17 protein-coding genes are annotated in these 20,197 nt (G+C 69.1%); 8 read left to right on the forward strand and 9 right to left on the reverse strand.

The features are described 5' to 3' along the window. Nucleotides 1-300 precede the first annotated feature (300 nt). Nucleotides 301-1,281 (forward strand): Bug family tripartite tricarboxylate transporter substrate binding protein, encoded by a 981-nt coding sequence (locus MKL01_RS11810; protein ID WP_409566241.1) that lies wholly within the window; start codon nt 301-303, stop codon nt 1,279-1,281. A gap of 16 nt (nt 1,282-1,297) precedes the next feature. On the opposite strand, the gene MKL01_RS11815 is transcribed toward MKL01_RS11810, so the two are convergent. The 8 genes from MKL01_RS11815 to MKL01_RS11850 all read right to left on the reverse strand — a co-directional run bounded on the left by MKL01_RS11815 (nt 1,298) and on the right by MKL01_RS11850 (nt 9,238). Next, a complete protein-coding gene (locus tag MKL01_RS11815) occupies nt 1,298-2,866 on the reverse strand; it encodes a tripartite tricarboxylate transporter permease (protein ID WP_243905401.1) in 1,569 nt (522 codons plus the stop codon). Further along, entirely contained in the window at nt 2,866-3,288 is a 423-nt protein-coding gene (locus tag MKL01_RS11820) for a tripartite tricarboxylate transporter TctB family protein (protein ID WP_243905402.1), read from the reverse strand. Before MKL01_RS11820 ends, MKL01_RS11815 begins: the two co-directional genes overlap by 1 nt. A gap of 89 nt (nt 3,289-3,377) precedes the next feature. Continuing rightward, entirely contained in the window at nt 3,378-4,217 is an 840-nt protein-coding gene (locus tag MKL01_RS11825) for an SDR family NAD(P)-dependent oxidoreductase (RefSeq protein WP_243905403.1), read from the reverse strand. Nucleotides 4,218-4,329: 112 nt separating this feature from the next. Next, nucleotides 4,330-5,325: a Bug family tripartite tricarboxylate transporter substrate binding protein gene (locus MKL01_RS11830; protein WP_243905404.1), complete on the reverse strand. Its 996-nt coding sequence runs from the start codon at nt 5,323-5,325 to the stop codon at nt 4,330-4,332. A gap of 108 nt (nt 5,326-5,433) precedes the next feature. Beyond that, a complete protein-coding gene (locus MKL01_RS11835) occupies nt 5,434-6,147 on the reverse strand; it encodes an SDR family NAD(P)-dependent oxidoreductase (protein WP_243905405.1) in 714 nt (237 codons plus the stop codon). A 2-nt stretch (nt 6,148-6,149) separates the two neighbouring features. After that, nucleotides 6,150-6,920 (reverse strand): citryl-CoA lyase, encoded by a 771-nt coding sequence (locus MKL01_RS11840; protein WP_243905406.1) that lies wholly within the window; start codon nt 6,918-6,920, stop codon nt 6,150-6,152. Then, nucleotides 6,917-8,440, reverse strand: coding sequence for a class I adenylate-forming enzyme family protein (locus tag MKL01_RS11845; RefSeq protein WP_243905407.1), 1,524 nt, complete (start codon nt 8,438-8,440; stop codon nt 6,917-6,919). Before MKL01_RS11845 ends, MKL01_RS11840 begins: the two co-directional genes overlap by 4 nt. 3 nt (nt 8,441-8,443) lie before the next feature. Continuing rightward, the gene (locus tag MKL01_RS11850; RefSeq protein ID WP_243905408.1) at nt 8,444-9,238 is read right to left on the reverse strand and encodes an IclR family transcriptional regulator; all 795 of its coding nucleotides are present in this window, start codon (nt 9,236-9,238) and stop codon (nt 8,444-8,446) included. Nucleotides 9,239-9,721: 483 nt separating this feature from the next. On the opposite strand from MKL01_RS11850, the gene MKL01_RS11855 reads away from it, so the two are divergent. The 4 genes from MKL01_RS11855 to MKL01_RS11870 all read left to right on the forward strand — a co-directional run bounded on the left by MKL01_RS11855 (nt 9,722) and on the right by MKL01_RS11870 (nt 14,708). After that, on the forward strand, nt 9,722-10,933 hold the full coding sequence (locus tag MKL01_RS11855; RefSeq protein ID WP_243905409.1) for an ABC transporter substrate-binding protein: 1,212 nt from the start codon (nt 9,722-9,724) through the stop codon (nt 10,931-10,933). 100 nt (nt 10,934-11,033) lie between these two features. Then, complete coding sequence (locus MKL01_RS11860) at nt 11,034-11,906, forward strand: branched-chain amino acid ABC transporter permease (RefSeq protein ID WP_243905410.1); 873 nt, start codon at nt 11,034-11,036, stop codon at nt 11,904-11,906. A gap of 38 nt (nt 11,907-11,944) precedes the next feature. Beyond that, nucleotides 11,945-13,993, forward strand: a complete 2,049-nt coding sequence (locus MKL01_RS11865) for a branched-chain amino acid ABC transporter ATP-binding protein/permease (protein WP_243905411.1) — start codon at nt 11,945-11,947, stop codon at nt 13,991-13,993. After that, nucleotides 13,986-14,708: an ABC transporter ATP-binding protein gene (locus MKL01_RS11870; protein ID WP_243905412.1), complete on the forward strand. Its 723-nt coding sequence runs from the start codon at nt 13,986-13,988 to the stop codon at nt 14,706-14,708. The genes MKL01_RS11865 and MKL01_RS11870 overlap by 8 nt, the downstream gene beginning before the upstream one ends. 454 nt (nt 14,709-15,162) lie before the next feature. On the opposite strand, the gene MKL01_RS11875 is transcribed toward MKL01_RS11870, so the two are convergent. Next, a complete protein-coding gene (locus MKL01_RS11875; protein ID WP_243905413.1) occupies nt 15,163-15,510 on the reverse strand; it encodes a hypothetical protein in 348 nt (115 codons plus the stop codon). A 228-nt stretch (nt 15,511-15,738) separates the two neighbouring features. Between MKL01_RS11875 and MKL01_RS11880 the strand changes: the two genes are divergently transcribed. From MKL01_RS11880 to MKL01_RS11890, 3 genes are read left to right on the forward strand one after another with little or no spacing between them, the layout of a single operon-like run. Next, entirely contained in the window at nt 15,739-16,512 is a 774-nt protein-coding gene (locus MKL01_RS11880) for an FAD binding domain-containing protein (RefSeq protein ID WP_313901458.1), read from the forward strand. After that, on the forward strand, nt 16,509-19,214 hold the full coding sequence (locus MKL01_RS11885; protein ID WP_243905415.1) for a molybdopterin-dependent oxidoreductase: 2,706 nt from the start codon (nt 16,509-16,511) through the stop codon (nt 19,212-19,214). The genes MKL01_RS11880 and MKL01_RS11885 overlap by 4 nt, the downstream gene beginning before the upstream one ends. Then, entirely contained in the window at nt 19,211-20,167 is a 957-nt protein-coding gene (locus MKL01_RS11890) for an antibiotic biosynthesis monooxygenase (RefSeq protein ID WP_243905416.1), read from the forward strand. Before MKL01_RS11885 ends, MKL01_RS11890 begins: the two co-directional genes overlap by 4 nt. The last annotated feature ends 30 nt before the right edge of the window (nt 20,168-20,197 follow it).

The raw sequence follows: 20,197 nt of genomic DNA on the forward strand, positions 1-20,197 counted from the left end.
GCAGATCTGCACAGACGATCCGGCCGCCGGTCGATTCGCCGGTCGGCGGAATGCCGGGAAACCCCGCCGCAGAATTTCGCTCGGCCGTGGGCGGCAGGGACTGTGTTGGATGGATCCGGATCGCCGTGCCGGTCGCGGCGAGAACGGAGCCCGCCCGTCCCCTGCTTTTGCGCGCGATGCGCTGGAACCTGCGCACGCGGCACCGAGAACCGGACCGCGTCAGGTTGATGCCGGCGAATTCCCGCGTAGTCTGCGAACCGATAAGGCCCTGCCGAAACGGGCCGCGTGGAGGAGGCGCACATGCGTTCCAAGTGGTCGCGGCGCGCGGTGCTGACGGTCGGGGCCGGCGCGGGCGCGGCGCTGCTGTCGCGGCCCGCACTGGCGCAGACCTACCCGATGCGCCCGATCCGCTTCGTCGTCGGCTACGCCCCGGGCGGCACGACCGACGTGCTGGCCCGCCTCATCGCCGAGCCGCTCGGACGGCGCCTCGGCCAGCAGGTCATCGTCGAGAACCGGCCGGGGGCCGGCAACAACATCGGCACCGATGTCGTCGTCCGAGCGGAGCCGGACGGCCACACGATCCTGCTGGTCAACCCCGCCAACGGGATCAACGACAGCCTGTACAAGAAGCTGAGCTTCAACTTCCAGCGCGACATCGCCCCGGTGGCGGGGATCACGCGCGCGCCCAACATCATGGAGATCAACCCGCGGCTGCCGGTCCAATCCGTGCAGGCGTTCATCGACTACTGCAAGGCGAACCCCGACTCGGTGAACATGGCCTCGTCGGGGATCGGCACGTCGCTGCACATGTCGGGCGAGCTGTTCAAGGCGATGACCGGCGCCCCGATGGTGCACGTGCCCTACCGCGGTGCCGGTCCGGCGATCATCGATCTGCTCGCCGGCCATGCCGACGTGCTGTTCGACAATCTGCCCTCCTCGATCGGGCACGTGCGCGGCGGCAGCCTGCGCGCCCTCGCGGTGACGACCGCCGAGCGCTCGCCGGCCTTGCCCGACGTGCCCACGGTCGCCGAGACGGTCCCGGGCTACGAGGCGAGCGCCTGGTTCGGCATCGGCGCCCCGCGCAGGACGCCGCCGGAGCTGATCGCGCGTCTCAACAAAGAGGTGAACGAGATCCTGGCGGAGCCGGCCATGGAGCGGAAGCTCGCCGACCTCGGCGGCACGCCGTTGCGCCTCTCGCCCGACGGTTTCGGCACCCTGATCGCCGAGGAGATCGCGAAGTGGCGCAAGGTCGTGGCGTTCGCCAACGCGACGGTCGACTGACCGGGCGCCCCGCGGATCAACGGGGCGACGCCGCCGGCACGCCGGGAGTCTCGACGACCGCGACGGGCTCCGGCGCGTCCCGCTCCCCGTGCCCGGGCTGCGGGCCGCCCGAGCGCCTGCGCGCGACCGCGTAGGCGATCTGCACCGCGATCAGGACGCCGATGAAGGCGAGCAGGGTCGCGCTGATCGGCTGCGTGACGAAGACCCTGAAGCTGCCCCGGCCGAGAAGCATGGCGCGGCGAAAGTTCTCCTCCAGCATCGGGCCCAGGATGAAACCCAGCATGAGCGGGGCCGGATCGAGGCTCAGGCGCATGAGGATGTAGCCGAGCAGGCCGAACGCCGCGGTGATGAAGACGTCGTCGAGGTTGTTGTTGACGCTGTAGGTTCCGACGCAGCAGAAGAACAGGATCGAGGGAAACAAGACCGTATAGGGCACCTTGAAGATCGACAGCCAGAAGCGAACGAGCGGCACGTTCAGGATCAGCAGGAAGCAGTTGCCGATCCACATGCTGGCGACCAGCCCCCAGAACAGGTCCGGGTGCTTGGCGATCATGTTGGGGCCGGGCTGGATGCCCTTGATGATGAAGGCGACCATCATCAACGCCATGACGGCGTTCTCGGGGATGCCGATGCTCATGAGCGGGATGAAGCTCGTCCGGGCGGCGGCTTCGTCCGCCGCGGCCTGGCCGGCGACGCCCTCGATCGCGCCGCTGCCGATCTCGTGCCGATACCGGCTCACCTTCTTGTCGATCGCGTAGGCGGCGAATTGCGCGATGACGGGGCCGCCGCCGGGCAGGATCCCCAGGACCGAGCCCACCACGCTGCCGCGCAGCGCGCTCGGGATGATGCGCTTGAATTCCGGCCAGCTCGGCATCAGGCGGATCTTGCCGTTGAACGGGGTGCGCTCCTCGCGCGCGTCCAGGTTCCGGCAGATCTCGGCGATGCCGAAGCAGCCGAGGGCGACGCTCACGACGCTCACGCCGTCGGCGAGGGGCGTGAGGCCGAGGGTGAAGCGCAGCGTCCCGGATTCGAGGTCCGTCCCGATCTGGCCGAGCAGAACCCCGAGCAGGCACATGGCGAGCCCGTTCAGCAGGTTTCCGGTGGTGACGAGGCTCACGCACACGAACCCGAGCAGCATGAGGGCGAAGTAATCGGCCGGCCCGAACAGGAAGGCTACCTGACCGAGAAGCGGCGCGAGGAAGGCCAGGACGACGATCGCGACCGTGCCGCCGATGAAGCTCGACACGCCCGCGGTGAACAGCGCGAGGCCGGTGCGCCCCTTCAGCGTCATCTGGTAGCCGTCGATGCAGGCCACGATGCTCGAAGCGTGCGGGATCTTCATCGTGATGGCGCTGACGCTGTCGCCGTACTGCGCCCCGTAGTAGATCCCGGCCAGCATGATCAGCGCGCCGTTGACCGGGATGGAATAGGTCAGCGGCAGCAGCAGGCTGATCGTCGCGAGCGGCCCCAGTCCGGGCAGCAGCCCGATCATGGTGCCGATCACGCAGCCGATCGCGCAGTACAGCAGGTTGCTCCAGGTGAGCGCCTGCTCGAACCCGAAGGCGAGGTTCGTGATCACATCCATCAGATCACCTGCAGGTTGAGGCCGAGCAGCTTCTGGAAGGCGAGCGCGATGACGACGAGCGCCACCGCGATGGCGAGCGACCGCTTCCACGACCGCGAGGTCGCCGCCGCGGAGGAGACGGCCACGAGCAGCACGATGCCCAGCACGATGCTCACGAACTTGGCCGCCACGACGAAGCAGACGAGGCTGAGCAAGATGACGCCGATGTTCCGCCACGCGAAGTCGAACGGCTTCGCGGGCTCGAACCGGGATTTGACCAGCGTGATCAGGCCCAGGAGGAGGAGCAGGGAACTGACCAGCAGCGGGAACAGGCCCGCGCCGGCATGGGCGAAGCTGCCGATCGGGTAGCGCAGCGCCGTCAGCCCGAAGCAGAGGGCGATGCCGCTGAGAACGACCCCGCGGACGGCATTCTGGTTGGCCATATCGGCGCTCCGGGCTGGGCGACGGCGCTGGCGCCGACGGTTCCGAACGAGGGAGGTGCCGGGCTCGGCCCGCCACCCGGGGGTGTAGGTCAGCCGAGGGACGGGCCGCGCGCCGTCGCCGCCAGGCCGCCGTCGATCAGGAGCTCGGTTCCGGTCACGTAGGCCGCGCGGTCCGAGGCGAGGAACAGCGCGGCCTCGGCGACGTCGAAGGCGTTGCCCATCCGGCCGAGCGGGCATTGGGAGGCGCGCAGCGCCTTCATCCGCTCCAGATCGCCCGCATAGGCGCCCGCGACCGTCTTCTCGATCCGGGGCGTGTCGATGAGGCCCGGGACGATCGTGTTCGCCCGGATGCCGTAGGGCGCGTTCTCCACGGCGAGCAGGCGCAGGTACTGGATCACCGCCGCCTTGGTGGCGCCGTAGGCGAGATGCGGATAGCCGACGTCCCGGAGGCCCGCGATCGAGGCCGTGGCGAGGATCACGCCGCGGTGGCGGGCGCGCATGCTCGGAACGACGGTCATCGCCGCGAGATGGAGCGCGGTGAGGTTCGCGTCCGATATCCGCCGCCAGTCGGCCGGCGAGGTCTCGGTCGACGGCCCCGCCTTTCCGATGCCGACGTTGAAGTAGAGGATGTCGATCCCACCGCGCTCCGCGATCACGGCCGTGAGGCAGGCGGCGAGGCCGGCATCGTCCGCGACGTCGACGCCCACGGCTTGCGCGCTTCCGTCCTCGCGGCGGATCAGGTCCCGGGTCTCCTCGGCCGACGCCAGGTCGCGGTCGGCGGCGACGACATGCGCGCCGGCCCGGGCGAAGAGCAGGCAGACGGCCTTGCCGATGCCCCAGCCGGCGCCGATCGAGCCGGCGCCGAGCACGACCGCGGTGAGCCCTTCCAGGTCGCGGGGACGCGCCGGCACGGTCCCGGCCGGCGTCACCGCGGCCTCCCCGTCGCGAAGCGGGCCTGTCGTGTCTGTCGGGCGGATTCCACGTGCACCCCCTGGTTGATAGCGGTGAGACCCCGAGCGGCGGCGTCGCGGGTGCGGCGCGCTACTGTTTCGGCACGCCGGCCCGCTCGATCACGGCCTTCCATTTCGTCAGTTCCGTATCGACCAGCCGGCCGAGATCCTCCGGCGTCCCGCCCTCGGGCGCGCCGCCGTTCTCGACGATGAACTTCGCGAAGCCGGGCTCCTTGAGCATGGCGTTCACGGCCGCGTTGACGCGCTCGACGATCGGCCGCGGGGTGTTGGCCGGCGCGAACAGCCCGAACCAGGCGCTGACGTCATAGTTCGACAGGTCGGCGCTCTTGGCGGATTCGGCGACGGTCGGAAGGTCGGGGGCCTGCGGCGAGCGCTTCAGCGTAGTCACCGCCAGCGCCTTGAGGTTGCCCGCCGTCACGTAAGGGTAGGCGGACGGCATGTTGTCGAAGATCATCTGGGTCTGGCCGCCCATGACCGACACGATCGCCTGAGCACTGCCGTGGAACGGCACATGGGTCATGGTCACGCCGGCCATCGACTTGAACATCTCGCCGGACAGGTGCGTCGAGGCACCGGTCCCGGAGGAGGCGAAGTTGAGCGTGTCGGGGTGGGCCTTCGCGTACGCGATGAGCTCGTCGATCGAGTTCACCGGCAGGGCCTTGTTGACGACCACGATGTTGGGGATCGTCTCGACGGACACGATCGGCACGAAGCTCTTGACCGGGTCGTAGCGCAGCTCCGTGTAGAGGTTCGGCGCGATGCCGTGAGACGAGACCTGTCCGAGGAAGAGGGTGTATCCGTCGGGCTTCGCGTTGGCGGCAAGCGCCGTGCCGAGCGTGCCGCCGGCGCCGGGCCTGTTGTCGACGACGACGGTCTTTCCCAGGGCGTTGGAGAGCCCCTCGGCGACCTTGCGGGCCAGGATGTCCGTGGCGCCGCCGGCCGAATAGGGAACGATGATCGACACCGTCCGCGCAGGCCAAGCCGGCTGGGCCCGCGCGGCGAGCGGCGCGAGCGCAGCACATCCGAGCGCCAGGCCCCCGAGGCCGCGCCGAGTCAGAGATGCCACGATGTCCTCCCGATGAGATCTGGTGTTCTTGGGTCTTGATGGTCTTGGGTCTTGATCGTCTTGGAACTTGATGGTTCTGGATCTTGGCGTTGCCGAATCTTGCGCGCGTCAGACCGAGCCGATCGTCATTCCGCCGCACACGTAGAGGACCTGGCCGGTCACGAAGCCGGCGCGGTCGGACACGAAGAAGCTGACGGCGTCGGCGACGTCGTCCGGGGTCCCGAGGCGCACCATCGGAACCTTGCCGATGATCGCGTCCGTGCGCGGGTCGCCCGGCGGGTTCACCGTGTCGAACAGGCTGGTCCGGATCGGGCCCGGCCCGACGGCGTTCACCGTGATGCCGTCCCGCCCGAGTTCCAGGGCCCAGGTCTTGGTCATCCCGTGCAGGCCCGCCTTGGTCGCCGCGTAGACGGTGCGGAGCTCCTTGCCCAGCGCGACCCGGCTCGAGATGTTGACGATGCGCCCGCGCCCGGCCGCCCGCATGCCCGGCAGCAGGGCCTGCGCGCAGAGGATCGGCGCCTTGAGGTTCACCGCCGCGACGGCATCGAGGCTCGCGGGATCGGTGTCCTCGAGGGCGGCGGGCGCCACGATGCCCGCGTTGTTGACGAGGCGGGTCACGGTCTTGCCCGCGATGGCGTTCGCGAGCGTCCGCGGCAACGCGGCCGCGTCGGACAGATCCGCTTCGACGAAGCTGTCGAGGTCGTCGTGCTCGGGTTTCACGATGTCGAGCACGATCACCTTGAAGCCGTCCGCGGTGAGCCGCCGGGCGATCGCGCCGCCGATGTTGCGGCTGCCGCCGGTGACGAGGGCGTAGTCGCGCATCGTCAGGCCTCGTACGGGATGGACTTGTCGACGAGGTCCCAGATGAAGCGGCCGCTCGGGCGCTGCTGCTCCTCGGCGATGTGCGCCACGAGCCCGGCCGTGCGGCCGATCAGCGAGAAGCCGCGCATCAGGTCGACGGGCACGCCCATCTCGCCGAGCAGGGCCGCGGTGGCGCCGGTCGCGTTGATGGTGATGTGCCTGCCGGCCCTCTGGTCGACCACCTCCGACAGGAGGCGGAGGGCGGCGATGTGACCGCCGTCGAGCCCGTTCTCCGCGCCGATCTCCAGGAGGCGGACCGCCCGCGGATCCTCCGGGCGGTGCAGGTGGTGTCCGAAGCCCGGCATGTGCACCTTGCGGGCCTTGTGGTCGTCCACGACGCGTTCCGCCAGGGTCCGCTGGGCGTCGGCGGGCAGGGCGACGAGTTGGTTCAGGATGCGGGCGTTGTTCTCGACCGTGCCGACGAACTGGCTGCCGACCGCCAGCAGGCCGGCGGCCACCGCGCCCTGCATGTTCTCCGGCGCGCTCATGTAGATCGAGCGGGTGGCGATGGCGCTCGGCGTGAAGCCGTGCTCCATCATGGTGATCATGATCGCGTTGAGGACGCGGCGCTCGCCCTCCGAGACGTCGCGCCCGAGGATGTGGGCGGCGGCCTCCGCGACGAAGTCGGGCGCGGCCCCGGGCTTCAGGATCTCGGCGACGAGATTCTTCTCGCGATAGTAGATCGCGTCCGTTGTGTGATGGCTCAGGGCCGTGGTGGGTGTCTTGGGGCTCATGGCTCCTGCCTCTTCTGAGCGGCGCGCGCGATGTGGTCTTCGACCAGGACCTGCTTCTGCAGCTTTCCGTAGTTGTTCCGCGGCAGGGACTTGTAGACGACGATCGATTTCGGCGTCTTCACCGAGCCGAGCCGGTCCTTGACGAAGCGGATGATCTCCTCGGGATCGGCCGTCATGCCGTCGCGGAGCTCGATCGCCCCGTGGACCGCCTCGCCCCACTTGTCGTCGGGCACGCCGAAGATCGCGCAGTCCGACACCGCGGCGTGCTGGCCGAGCACCGGCTCGACATCGGCCGGGTAGACGTTGAACCCGCCGGTGATGATCAGGTCCTTGGCCCGCCCCTTGATCGACAGGAAGCCGTCCGCGTCGAAGCTTCCAAGATCGCCGGTGTGCAGCCACCCGTCCCGGATCGTCTCGGCGGTCTTGTCCGGCTGTTTCCAGTAGCCCGTCATCACGAGGTCGCCCCGGATGGCGATCTCGCCGTACGCGCCGGTCGGCAGGATCGTGCCCTCGGGATCGAGGATCGCCACCCGGGTCAGCATCGTCTCCCGGCCGACGGTCGCCCGCTTGTCCGGGCGCGCCAGTTCCGCGGCCGAGATCATGGTGGCGATCTGCGGCGCTTCCGTCTGGCCGTAGGTGGAGGCGATGCAGGGGCCGAACACCGACTGCGCCTCGGCGATGGCGTCCGGACGCATCGCGGCCGAGCCGTAGACGAGGTTGCGCAGGTGCGGGTACGCGCCGCGCCGCGCCGCGGGCAGCGCCATCATCATGTAGATCACGGTCGGCGGCAGGAAGGTCGTGGCGATCTCCCCCTCGGCGAGGCAGTGCAGGATCTCGTCCGGCCGCGGCTGATCGAGCAGGACGAGGGTCCCGCCGGTGCCGAGCGTCGGCAGGATGTAGGTGGAGGTGCCGTGGGTGATCGGCGCCGCCGCCAGCAGGCGATCGCCGGCCTGCAGGCCCCAGGCGGCGACCTGAGTGGCGATGTTGGTGTTCCACGCGCGATAGGGTTGCATCACCCCCTTCGGCTTGCCCGTCGTCCCGCCCGTGAACTTGATCGCCTGCGTGGCGTGGAGCGGGAGCGGGTGGAAGCGCGGCGCCGACCCGGCGTGGTCGCCCGCGAGGCCCCCGGTCGTTCCCGCCCGGCCGTTCCGGTCCGCCACCAGGATCGTGCCCCCGGCGCCTTCGACCAGCGATCGGGCCGGTGCGTCCGCGATCACGATCGAGGCCTCCGTGAACGCGATGCCGAGCCCGATCTCGGCCGCCTTGTTCTTCGGATAGAGCGGGACCCAGACCTTGCCGGCCGCCAGCACCGCCAGCCACGCGACCACGTGCTCGACATGGTTGAAGCAGCAGATGCCGACGCGGGATTGCGGTTCCGGGTCGATCGCCTGCAGCCCGGTCGCCAGTGCGCCGACGCGCGCGGCGAGATCCGCGTAGGTCATCCGCGCGTCGCCGAACTCCACGGCGATGCGATCCGGGGTCCGGGCCGCCTGACGATGGAAGAGATCGATCGGATACATCGGTCAGGCCGCCTCGGTGCTGAAGCCGGCGTCCACGACGGCCCGGCGAAGGGTCTCGGCGATCCCGGCCCGACTGTCGCAGCGCAGATGGGAGATCGTGTTGGTGACGGACACCGCGCACACGACGGCCCCCGCCTCGAAGACCGGGATCGCCAAGGCGCCGATGTCCGGAATGATCAGCGCCTCGTTGACCACGTAGCCGTCGGCGAGGAACCGCGTGCAGGCCTCGGTCACGAGCGTGGCGGACAGGTGCCCGTATTTGAGGTAGCGCTCCGCCTCGCGCGCGATGATCTGTGTCCGGCTGGCGAGCGGGTGCGTCGCCAGCAACGCGAGGCTGGCGGCCCCGACCCCGAGGGGGCGCCGCGCTCCGACCTTCAGCGTGCTGACGAGGATCTGGGCGCGGCCCTCGATCACGTCGATGCACAGGGCTTCGCCGCACGAGGGCACGGACAGGTTGATGATCCCGCCGAGCCGCCTCTGCGCGCTCTCCAGCATCGGACGCAGCTTCTTGCGCAGTTGCAGGAATTCGAGATCCGGTCCGGCCCGGTTGACGATCTCGTAGGGCATCAGCCCCAGGACATACCGCTTCGTGTAGGGATCGAAGTTCAGGAAGTTCTCGTCGACGAGCGCGCCGAGCAGCCGATGGGCGGTGGCAACGTGGAGACCGGTGCGGGCCGCGGCCGAACTCAGGCCGACGCCCTTCTCGCTCCGCTCGGCGACAACAACCAGCAACGCGAGAGCTTTGGAGAGCGACGATCGAGAGCCTTCCTCGCGCGCTGCAGCTGTCTCCAGCAGCATCGTTCCTCCCGTTTACTCTTGTTCGTTGGCAGCAGTGTGCAGTCCCGCGTCCGGCACTGTCCAGCGCCGACTTTCCAGATTTCGAAAATTCCTTCTCGCCCTGCGAGAAGGTATCCCCGCCGGCCACACGCGTTCGCGGTCCGGTTCGACGGGACCGGAGGCGGAGCGGGATGCGGCCGGGGACGGGGAGACGGGATCCGGGTCGGGGGGGAGGTATTTCAGCGGCCGGGCTCAAGGTGAGCCGGCCGAGCCGCGACTGCCGCCACGATCACGCGGGTCCGATAATCCCGCCGCGCGTGTATCGGAATGGAATTTTTTTCGACGATGTTGCTTTCCCGAGGGTCGTCCCCGGACACTCCGTATTGATCGTCGTGACTTTATCGATCCTGCAGCTTGACGGCCCGCGGCAACTCAAGGAGATCTGCCATCCAGAGTGCCACGACGAAGGGCACACCGCGCGAGCGGCAGCTTGGAGGGGAAACGATGATCTTCGCAAGTCGTGCGGCAGCCGCCGCGCTGGTGATCACGCTCGCGGCGACGCCGGCACGGGCGGCGGATCCGATCAAGATCGGATTGACCGGCCCCTTTACTGGCGGCTCCTCCTCGATGGGCGTCTCGATGCGGGACGGCGCCAAACTCGCGGCCGCCGAGATCAACAAGGCCGGCGGCGTGCTCGGCCGCCCGATCCAGCTCGTGGAGCGCGACGACGAGGCCAAGAACGAGGTCGGCGCGCAGGTCGCGCAGGAATTGATCAGCAAGGAGAAGGTGGTCGCCACCGTCGGGTTCATCAACACCGGCGTCGCGCTCGCCGCCCAGCGCTTCTATCAGGAAGCGGAGATTCCGGTGTTCAACAATGTCGCCACCGGGACGATCATCACCAACCAGTTCAAGGAGCCGGATTACGACGCGAACTACGTCTTCCGGAACTCCGCCTACGACGTGCTCCAGGCCGGCCTGATGGTCGACGAGGCGCTCGCGCAGGGACACAAGAAAATCGCGGTCCTCGCCGACTCGACCAATTACGGCCAGCTCGGACGCGAGGATATCGAGAAGTATCTCGCCACGAAGAACGTGAAGCCCGTGGCGGTGGAGAAGTTCAACATCAAGGACGTCGACATGACGGCCCAGCTGCTGAAGGCGCAGCAGGCCGGCGCCGAGGTGATCCTCGCCTACGGGATCGGGCCGGAACTCGCCCAGATCGCCAACGGCATGGCCAAGCTCGGCTGGAAGGTCCCGATGATCACCAGCTGGCCGTCCTCGATGCAGAGCTTCGTCGACATCGCCGGCCCGAACGGCAACGGCGTGATCATGCCGCAGACCTTCATCGAGGATCAGACCCTGCCCAAGCGCAAGGCGTTCCTGGAGAACTACTACAAGACCTACGGCGTCACCAAGATCCCGACGCCGGTGGCCGGCGCGCAGGCCTACGACTCGATCTTCCTCCTCGCCGCGGCGATCAAGCAGGCCGGCAGCACGGACGGCGTGAAGATCCGCACCGCCCTGGAGAACCTGAACGAGAAGGTCGAGGGGGTCGTCACCACCTACGAAAAGCCGTTCACCGCCAAGGACCACAACGCGATCTCGCGCAACATGGTGGTGTTCGGGAAGGTCCAGGACGGCAAGATCGTCTACGCCAAGGCCGAGGACGCCAAGAACGCCGGCGTGGTCCGCGTCAAGGAGAAGACCTCGAACTGAGGTCCCGAAGGCCGCGCCCGGGCGCGGTCGCCCGCGAACTGCCCGACGGTCCCGCGGCGCCTGCCGCGGGACCGGACGTCCCTCCGGTGACAGCACAGCCATGGCCATCCTGCTCCAGCTCATCGCCTCCGGCGTCGCGGTCGGCATGATCTACGCCGCCATCGCGTTCGGCTATCAGCTCACCTTCGCCACCTCGAAGACGCTCAATTTCGGCCAGGGCGAGGCGCTGGCGCTCGGAGCCCTGTTCGGCCTGACCCTGGTGCCGTTCATCGGCTACTGGCTGATGATCCCGCTGGTCCTGGTCTTCGGCTTCGCCCTCGGGGCCGTGGTCGAGCGCCTCGGCGTGCGCCCGGCCGTGACGATCAAGTCCGAGTACGGGTGGATCATGGCGACCATCGCGCTCGGCATCATCTTCAAGAACGTCGCCGAGAACGTCTGGGGCCGCGACGACCTGAAATTCCCCTCGCCGCTGCCCGAGACCGCCCTCGAGGTCGGCGGCATCCGCATCCTGCCGATGGAGCTTCTGATCGTCGCGGGGGCGCTCCTGATGATGCTCGCGGTCGAGATCTTCAATCGCAAGTCGATCTGGGGGAAGGCGGTCGTCGCCACCTCCAACGACATCGACGCCGCCGGCCTGATGGGCATCAACACGCAGCGCGTGATCACGCTGTCCTACTCGATCAGCGCCATGACGGCGGCCTTCGCGGGCGTGCTGGTGGCGCCGGTGACGCTGACCGGGGCGACCATGGGCTCCGTGCTGGCGCTGAAGGCCTTCGCGGTGGCGATCATCGGCGGCCTCGAATCCGGCCTCGGCGTCATCGTCGGCGGCCTGATCCTCGGCGTCGCCGAGACGCTGACGGGCTTCTACATCTCGACCGGCTACAAGGACGTGCCGGGCCTGATCCTGCTCCTCGTCGTCCTGTCCATCCGCCCCGTCGGCCTGTTCGGCAAGGCGGTCATCAAGAAGGTCTGAGCTTGACCGCCCGCGCATCCCTCCCGGCAGCCTGAGCCATGGCGCAGACCCTCGCCCCCGTTGGAGCGGCCGACCCGGCCGCCGCCCCGAGCCTGTCGCGCCACGTGGGCGCCCTCGGGGCCGTGCTGCTGGCGGTCGGCCTCGCCGCCTTCCCGCACGTCGTCACGAGCTCGTACTACATCCATCTCGTGGTGGTGATCGCCATCTACGCGATCCTGATCCTCGGGCTCGACATCGTGGTCGGCTATACCGGGCAGGTGAGCCTGGGGCATGCCGGCCTGTTCGGCGTCGGCGCCTATGCGGCGGCGGTGCTGTTCCTGCACTTCAAGCTCGGGGTGTGGTGGGGCATCCTGGCCGGGATCGGCGTGACCTCGGCCTTCGGCGTGCTGCTCGCCGTGCCGGCCCTGCGGGTCACCGGACCCTACCTCGCCATGGTGACGCTGGCCTTCGGCACCATCGTGCAGATCTTCATCAACGAGCTGACCCCGCTGACCAACGGTCCCCTGGGCGTCACGCTGCCGCCGGCCCGGGTGCTCGACTTCTCGCTCCTCGGCCTCCAGGCGCCCTGGGGCGCGGCGGGGCGCCGGCTCGAATTCTACTATCTCGTGTGCCTCGCGCTGCTCGTGACCATCCTGGTCGTCAACCGGGTGGTGCGCTCGCCCTACGGACGCGCCTTCGAGGCGCTGCGCGACTCGCCGATCGCCTGCGACTGCATGGGCGTCAGCGTCTACCGCTACAAGGTCTACGCCTTCGTGATCTCCGCCGCGCTGGCGGGGCTCGCCGGCGCGCTGTTCGCGTGGTCGGAGCGCTACGTGGCGCCGAACTCCTACGGGTTCGAACTCACCGTGCTGTTCCTGCTCGCCGTCACGATGGGCGGGCGCAAGTCGCGGGCGGGGCCGATCCTCGGCGCCGCGATCGTCGTGATGATGCCGAACGTGCTGGCCGATATCGGGCTCGTGCGGATCATGGCCGGGCTCATCGCCCTCGCTGCCCTGGTGGTGGTCGGCCTCGCCTTCCTGCGCCGCCGGGAGAACCGGTTCGCCCTGCTGGTCCCGGTCGGCCTCTGCCTCGCCTTCTTCCCGGCGACCCTCGCGCTCGAATCCGTCACCGATTTCCGCCTGACGGTGTTCGGCCTGATGATCCTGTTCGTCGTCTACTACCTGCCGGACGGGATCGTCGGCTTCGTCCGCGGGGCCATCCCGGCCCTGCGCCCGGCCCACACCGCCGCCGGCAGGGACCTCCACGCCGCCGGCCCGGCGCTCAGCGCCCAGAGCGGCGGTGCGGGCGCCGATCCGCTGCTCACCGTCGAGCAGGTCCTGATGCAGTTCGGGGGCCTCAAGGCGCTGGCCGGGGTCGACCTCGCGGTGCGGCCGGGCACGATCCACGGGCTGATCGGCCCGAACGGGTCCGGCAAGAGCACCATGATGAACGTGCTGACCGGCATCTACCGGCCGACCGGCGGCAGCGTGACCCTGGCGCGCGGGCAGGGGACCCGGCGTCTCGACGGGCGCACCCCCTCCGAGATCGCCGCGGCCGGCATCGCCCGCACCTTCCAGAACGTGCAGCTGTTCCGCGAGATGACGGCGCTCGAGAACGTGCTGGTCGGGCTTCACCACAGCTTCCGCGGCACCCTGTTCGACGCGATCCTCGGCACGCCGCGCCGCCGCCGCGAGGAGCGCGAGCAGCGCGCCCGCGCGATGGCCATCCTCGATTTCGTCGGCCTGGGCGCGCTGGCGCAGGTCGAGGCCCGCAATCTCCCCTACGGCAAGCAGCGGCTCCTCGAGATCGGGCGGGCGCTCGCCCTCGACCCGGTCCTGCTCCTCCTCGACGAGCCGGCCGCGGGCCTCACCGCCCCCGACATCGCCGAACTGACGACGATCATCCGCAAGATCCGCGACGCCGGCATCACGGTGATCCTGATCGAGCACCACATGGACGTGGTCATGGGCCTGTGCGACCGCGTCACCGTCCTCGATTTCGGCCACAAGATCGCCGAAGGCAGCGCCCGCGAGGTGCAGGCCGACCCGAAGGTGGTCGAGGCCTATCTCGGCAGCCCCGTCGCCGACGAGGAGATGACCCATGCTTGAGGTCACCGGTCTGTCGGCCGGCTACGGCCAGATCGAGGTGCTGCACGGCCTCGACTTCCAGGTCCCGAAGGGGCAGGTCGTGGCGCTGATCGGCTCCAACGGCGCCGGCAAGACCACCACCATGCGCGCCCTGTCGGGCATGATCCGCCCGCGGGCGGGCTCGATCCGCCTGAACGGGCGCGAGATCGGCGGCCTCGACAGCCACGCCGTCGCCCGCATCGGACTCGCCCATTCCCCCGAAGGCCGGCGCGTGTTCCCGACGCTCTCGGTGGAGGACAACCTGACCCTCGGCGCCTTCCCGCGCCTGACGGGCTCGCGGCCGAAGGGCGACGTCGCGGCCGACCGCGCGCGGGCCTTCGAGATGTTCCCCCGGCTGAAGGAGCGGCGCGCGCAGCTCGCCGGGACCCTGTCGGGCGGCGAGCAGCAGATGCTCGCCATGGGCCGGGCCCTGATGCTGCGGCCCGAGATCCTCCTGCTGGACGAGCCCTCGATGGGGCTGGCGCCCAAGCTCGTCGAAGAGGTGTTCCGGATCATCCGCCTGCTCAAGGCCGAGCAGGTGACGATGCTGCTCGTCGAGCAGTTCGCCATGGCGGCGCTCGGCGTGGCCGACCACGCCTACGTGCTGGAGAACGGCCGGATCCGCTTCCAGGGCCCGGCCCAGCAGATGCGCAACGATCCCGCCGTGCGGGCGGCGTATCTCGGCGGCAGCCATTAGCGCGGTTTCTCTCTGATGCCGGTCACGAAGCGCGACTCGCTATCCTCCCCCTTGCAGGGAAGCGGCGCGGGTGGTGTCGGAAGGCACCGCCGGGCCACATCCGGCATCACCCCCTGATCCCTCCCAGCGAGGGGCAGGAGCTTCGCGCCCAGACCGTCAGGCGCGTGATCCAAGTCAAACCGACAATGCTCTCGTCCCCTCCGATCCGAGGGCCGTGGACCCTGGCGGATCACCTGTCCGCCCGCAGAGGCCGGCCGTGCGCGCCGTTGGCCGGCGGGACACGCGTGCGGAGCGTCCCCTGCGGGCAGGCCCGGAATGAGACTTCGGGCCGCGGCGCGTGCAGCCGGACAGGCCCGCACCGTTCGGTTGCTGGTCCTGCGGTCCCCGTCTCCATTTCTTGTCGGTCCGTCTCACGGCGGCTCGACCATGGTCCGCAAATCGAATTAGATCAACTTCAAGTGAAAAGACTTTTTTCAGATAATCGAGTCAAATACCGAAAAGCATTTATATTCGTTTTTTGATTATAGATTATCAAATAAAGATCGAGAAATACGAAGATTCTTGACGTTTTGGCGAGGATCATGCCTATTTGGGCCGAGATCGACTCCCGGTCATCGGAATGTGATCTTCTCGCGGAATGGATACCGACCTCGCCAGACGCCGCTCGGATATCCTCAGCCGTAGCGGCGACCGGTTCGGCATAAGGCGATGCGGCCTCGGCAACGCGGTCACGAATCCGCTGTGATCCGACGATCTCAGCCAGCGCTCTCGGCAAGCCCTCCAGGGCTGCCGGGCCGCTCACGCGACGCGGTTTGTTCGGACGGAGCGGCCTCACGGTCGAACGGCCAAGTAATCGCAGCCCTCCATCCAACGATAACGATCAAATTCCGTGTGGCATGGGCATTATAGGACGATATTGTACAATGTAACGGCGATCGCATCAAGGCAAATAAAGATCTGAATTCCGGCGCATGATCTGGATCGAAATATGAACCTCTCCACAGTCGTTGAAGTCAGGCGCCCGACATCGGTGGACGAGATTCCGGGGTGGCATGCGGGCTGCTCCTGGTTGGCCGGGGGCACGTGGCTGTTCTCCGAGCCGCAGAGCGCGGTCGACACGCTGATCGACCTCGACCGCCTCGGCTGGGTGCCGTTGACGGTGACCGAGGCCGGCCTCGAGATCGCCGCCACCTGCCGCGTCGCGGACCTGCACGCCTTCGCGGGGCCGGAGGCGTGGCGCGCCGTGCCGCTGTTCCGCCAGTGCATCGATTCCTTCCTGATGTCCTTCAAGATCTGGAACGCCGCCACCGTCGGCGGCAACGTGTGCATGTCGCTGCCCGCGGGTGCGATGATCTCGCTCACCGCGGCGCTGGAGGGCGTCTGCACCCTGTGGCCCCGCGAGGGCGCGCCGCGGCGGGTTCCGGTGGTCGACTTCGTGACCGGCAACCACGCCAACGTCCTCCAGCCGGGGGAATTGCTGCGCAGCATCCACCTGCCCGCCGCGGCCCTGTCGAAGCGTACGGCCATGCGGCAGGTGTCGCTGACCAAGCTCGGCCGCTCGGCGGCCCTGATCATCGGGACGGTCGGCGCGTACGGCGCGGACTTCCTGCTCACCGTCACGGCCGCCACGCCCCGGCCCGTGCAGCTGCGCTTCCCTGCTTGCCCCTCGGCCGAGGCGTTGCGCGACGCGCTCGACGCGCGCCTGCCGGGCGACGCCTATTTCGACGACGTGCACGGCTCGGCCCCCTACAAGCAGCACGTCACGCGATACCTCGCCGAACAGATCCGCTCGGAGCTCGCATGACCCAGTATTCGATCAACGGCCGGCGCTACGACGCAGCGCCGCATCCGGGCCAGTGCCTGCGGACCTTCCTACGCGATCTCGAGGTCTTCGGCGTCAAGAAAGGCTGCGATGCCGGCGATTGCGGCGCCTGCACGGTCCATATCGACGGCAAGCCGTTCCATTCCTGCCTCGTCCCGGCCTTCCGGGCCGAGGGACGCGAAGTCACCACGATCGAGGGCCTGTCCGGCTGCGGCAACGATCTGCACCCGATGCAGCAGGCGTTCCGGGACGCGCAGGCGTTCCAGTGCGGCTTCTGCGCGGCCGGCATGATCATGACGGCGGTGACGCTGACCGACGCGCAGAAGGCCGACCTTCCGCACGCGCTCAAGGGCAATCTCTGCCGCTGCACCGGCTACCGCGCCATCGACGACGCCCTGCACGGCCGCTGCAACATCGAGGCGGATCTCCCCGGTCAGGCGCTGGGCGCCAGCCTGCCCAACCCCTTCACCGACGCGATCCTCACCGGTGCCGCCCGCTACACGATGGATGTGGCGGTCGAGAACCTGCTGCACCTGAAGGTCCTGCGCTCGCCCCATGCGCATGCGCGGATCGTGACGATCGACAAGGCGGCGGCGCTCGCCGTGCCGGGGGTCGTGGCGGTCTACACCTGGGAGGACGTGCCGAAGCGCCGCTTCACCTCGGCGCTCCACGAGGATCACCTCGTCGACCCCGACGACCTCCTGCTCCTCGACAACGTGGCACGCTTCGCCGGCCAGCGGGTCGCGGCGGTCGTCGCCGAGTCCGAGGGGGCGGCCGAGGCCGGCTGCCGGGCCCTGCAGGTGACCTACGAGGTCCTGCCGGCGGTGTTCGACCCGGTCGCCGCCATGGCGCCCGGCGCGCCGATCCTCCACGACAAGGACCACGTCGACGCCAACACCAACATCTACTGCACTCTCCAGGGCGAGATCGGCGACGTGGCGCGGGGCTTCGCCGAGGCCGACGCGGTGCACGAGGAGACCTATTCCACCACCCGCGTCCAGCACACGCACCTGGAGACGCACGGCTCGATCGCCTGGAAGGGCGAGGAGGGCCGCTGGCATGTCCGGACGAGCTCGCAGGCGCCGTTCGTGGTGCGCACGAAGCTCGCCTACGTGATGGGCTTGTCGCCCCGGGATATCCACGTCTTCACCGAGCGGGTCGGCGGCGGCTTCGGCGGCAAGCAGGAGATGGTCTCGGAGGATCTCGTCCTGTTCGCCACGATGAAGCTCGGGCGCCCGGTGAAGTGGGAATGGACCCGGGAAGAGGAGTTCATCGGCGCCACGACGCGCCACCCGATGACCACCCGGGTGAAGATCGGCGCCCGCCGGGACGGCACGCTGACGGCGCTCGACGTCGAGGTCTATTCCAACACCGGCGCCTATGGCGGCCATGGCGGTGAGACCCTGGGGGCCGCGATGGCGAGCCCGATCGCCGTCTATCGCTGCCTCAACAAGCGCGGCATCGGCCACGCGGTCTACACCAACATGGTGCCGGCGGGGGGCTTCCGCGGCTACGGCTCCTCGCAGACCACCTTCGCGATCGAGTGCGCGATCGATTCCCTCGCCCGCAAGCTCGGCATCGACCCGTTCACGATGCGGCGGAAGAACGCGGTCCAGCCGGGCGACAACATCGAATCGATCTGGAAGGCGCCGAGCGACGCGAGCTTCGGCAGCTACGGCATCGGCGAATGCCTCGACATCGTCGAGCGCGCCCTGGCGGCGGGCAACGGCGTCGCCAAGCCCGAGGGGGCGGACTGGGCCGAGGGCCGGGGCGTGGCGCTCGCCATGCTGGAATGCGGGCCGCCGACGGAGCACCGCTCGGGCGCCGAGATGCGGCTCCTGCCTGACGGGACCTACCATCTCGCCTGCGGCTCCACCGAGATGGGCAACGGCATCACCACAGCGCACAAGCAGATCGCCGCTTCGGTGCTCGGGACCCGCGTCGAGGCCATCGACATCATCAACGCCGACACGGACCGGACCCCCTACGACACCGGCACCTTCGCGAGCACCGGCACGGTGGTCGGCGGCAAGGCGGTCCACCTCGCCGCGCAGGCGATGGCCGAGGACGTGCTGGACTTCGCCAGCCGGCATGCCGGCGTCCAGCGGGATCAGTGCCGGCTGGACGACACCGGCGTCATCTGCGGCAACCGGCGCATCGCACTCCCCGACCTCCACGCCGAGGGGACGAAGGTCGACCACCGCTTCATGGCGACTCGGAAGGCCTACCTGTCGCCACGGACCATCGCGTGCAACGTGCAGGGCGTGCGCCTCGCGGTGCACCGGGTGACCGGCGAGATCCGGGTGCTGCACTCCGTCCACGCCGCCGATATCGGCCGGCTGATCAACCCGATGCAGTGCCGCGGTCAGCTCGATGGCGCCGTCGCCATGGGCTACGGCTGGGCGCTCGTCGAACACATGGTGCACGACGAGGCGGGCCGGATGGTCAACCCGCAAATCCGCAACTGCCGCATCCCGACCTACGCCGATACGCCGCGCACCGAGATCCATTTCGCGGAGACGATCGACAGCATCGGGCCGCTCGGCGCGAAATCGCAGGGCGAGTGCGGCATCAATCCGGTGGCGCCGGCCGTCTCGAACGCGCTGGCCGACGCCACCGGGGTGCGGTTCACCGACCTGCCGTTCACGCCGGACCGCCTGTTCGAGAAGCTGTCGGCAGCATGAGCGCGCGCGCCTCCAGCGTCAGCATCGTGACGCAGACCTCGGTGCGGCCGGAGTGTACCGAGGCGTTCGCCCAGTGGCAGAGCGGGACCAGCGCGGTGGTCGCGTCGTTCCCCGGCTTCATCGAGCAGCGCCTGATCCCCCCGCATCCGCCGCTGCAGGTGGATTGGGTGATCCTGCAGCGGTTCAGCAGCCTGGACCACGCCAAGGCTTGGCTCGGCTCCGACGAGCGGCAGACCCGCATCGAGGGCGCCACGCCGATGCTCGTCGGCCGCGACGACGTCCACATCGTCCAGGACGACGCCAGCGCGGCCCGCACCGCGCCGGCCAGCGCGGTGATCAGCACCCGCGTGAAGCCCGGCATGGAGGCCGCCTACCGCAGGTGGGAGCAGAAGATCGCCGCGGCGCAGTCGCGGGCGCCCGGCCTGCAGGGCTACCGCTTCGAGCCGGCCGTGCCCGGGGTTCAGGAGGACTGCGTCGCGATCCTCCGGTTCGATGGCGAAGCGAACCTCCGCGCCTGGCTGGAGTCGCCGCAGCGTCAGGCGCTGGTCGCCGAGGCCGCGCCGCTCACCGCCGAGTTCCACACCCGGACGGTCCAGAGCGGCTTCGAGCAGTGGTTTCGCGACGTCGTGCCGGCGGGGGGCGCAGCATCCCCCGCGTGGAAGATGAACATGATCGTCGTGCTGACGCTCTACCCCACCGTGTTCCTGTGGGGGTTCCTGGTCGGCACGCCGATCCTGAGCCGGACCCTGCGGCTGGACTTTCCGATCGCGCTGTTCATCGGCAACGTCTTCAGCGTGCTCGTGACCGCGATGCTGGTCCCGCGGACCGCCCGGAGGCTGCGCTGGTGGCTGTCACCCGATCCGGAGCGGCGGTCCCGCGTCGATCTGCAGGGCGCCGCACTCCTGGTCGCCGCCTATGCGGCCATGATCCTCGCCTTCTGGATGCTGTCTTGACCGTCGCCGGCGCGACGGGGCCGGTCCGCG

It is taken from the genome of Methylobacterium sp. J-070, assembly GCF_022829385.1.
In the GTDB taxonomy this organism is placed as follows: domain Bacteria; phylum Pseudomonadota; class Alphaproteobacteria; order Rhizobiales; family Beijerinckiaceae; genus Methylobacterium.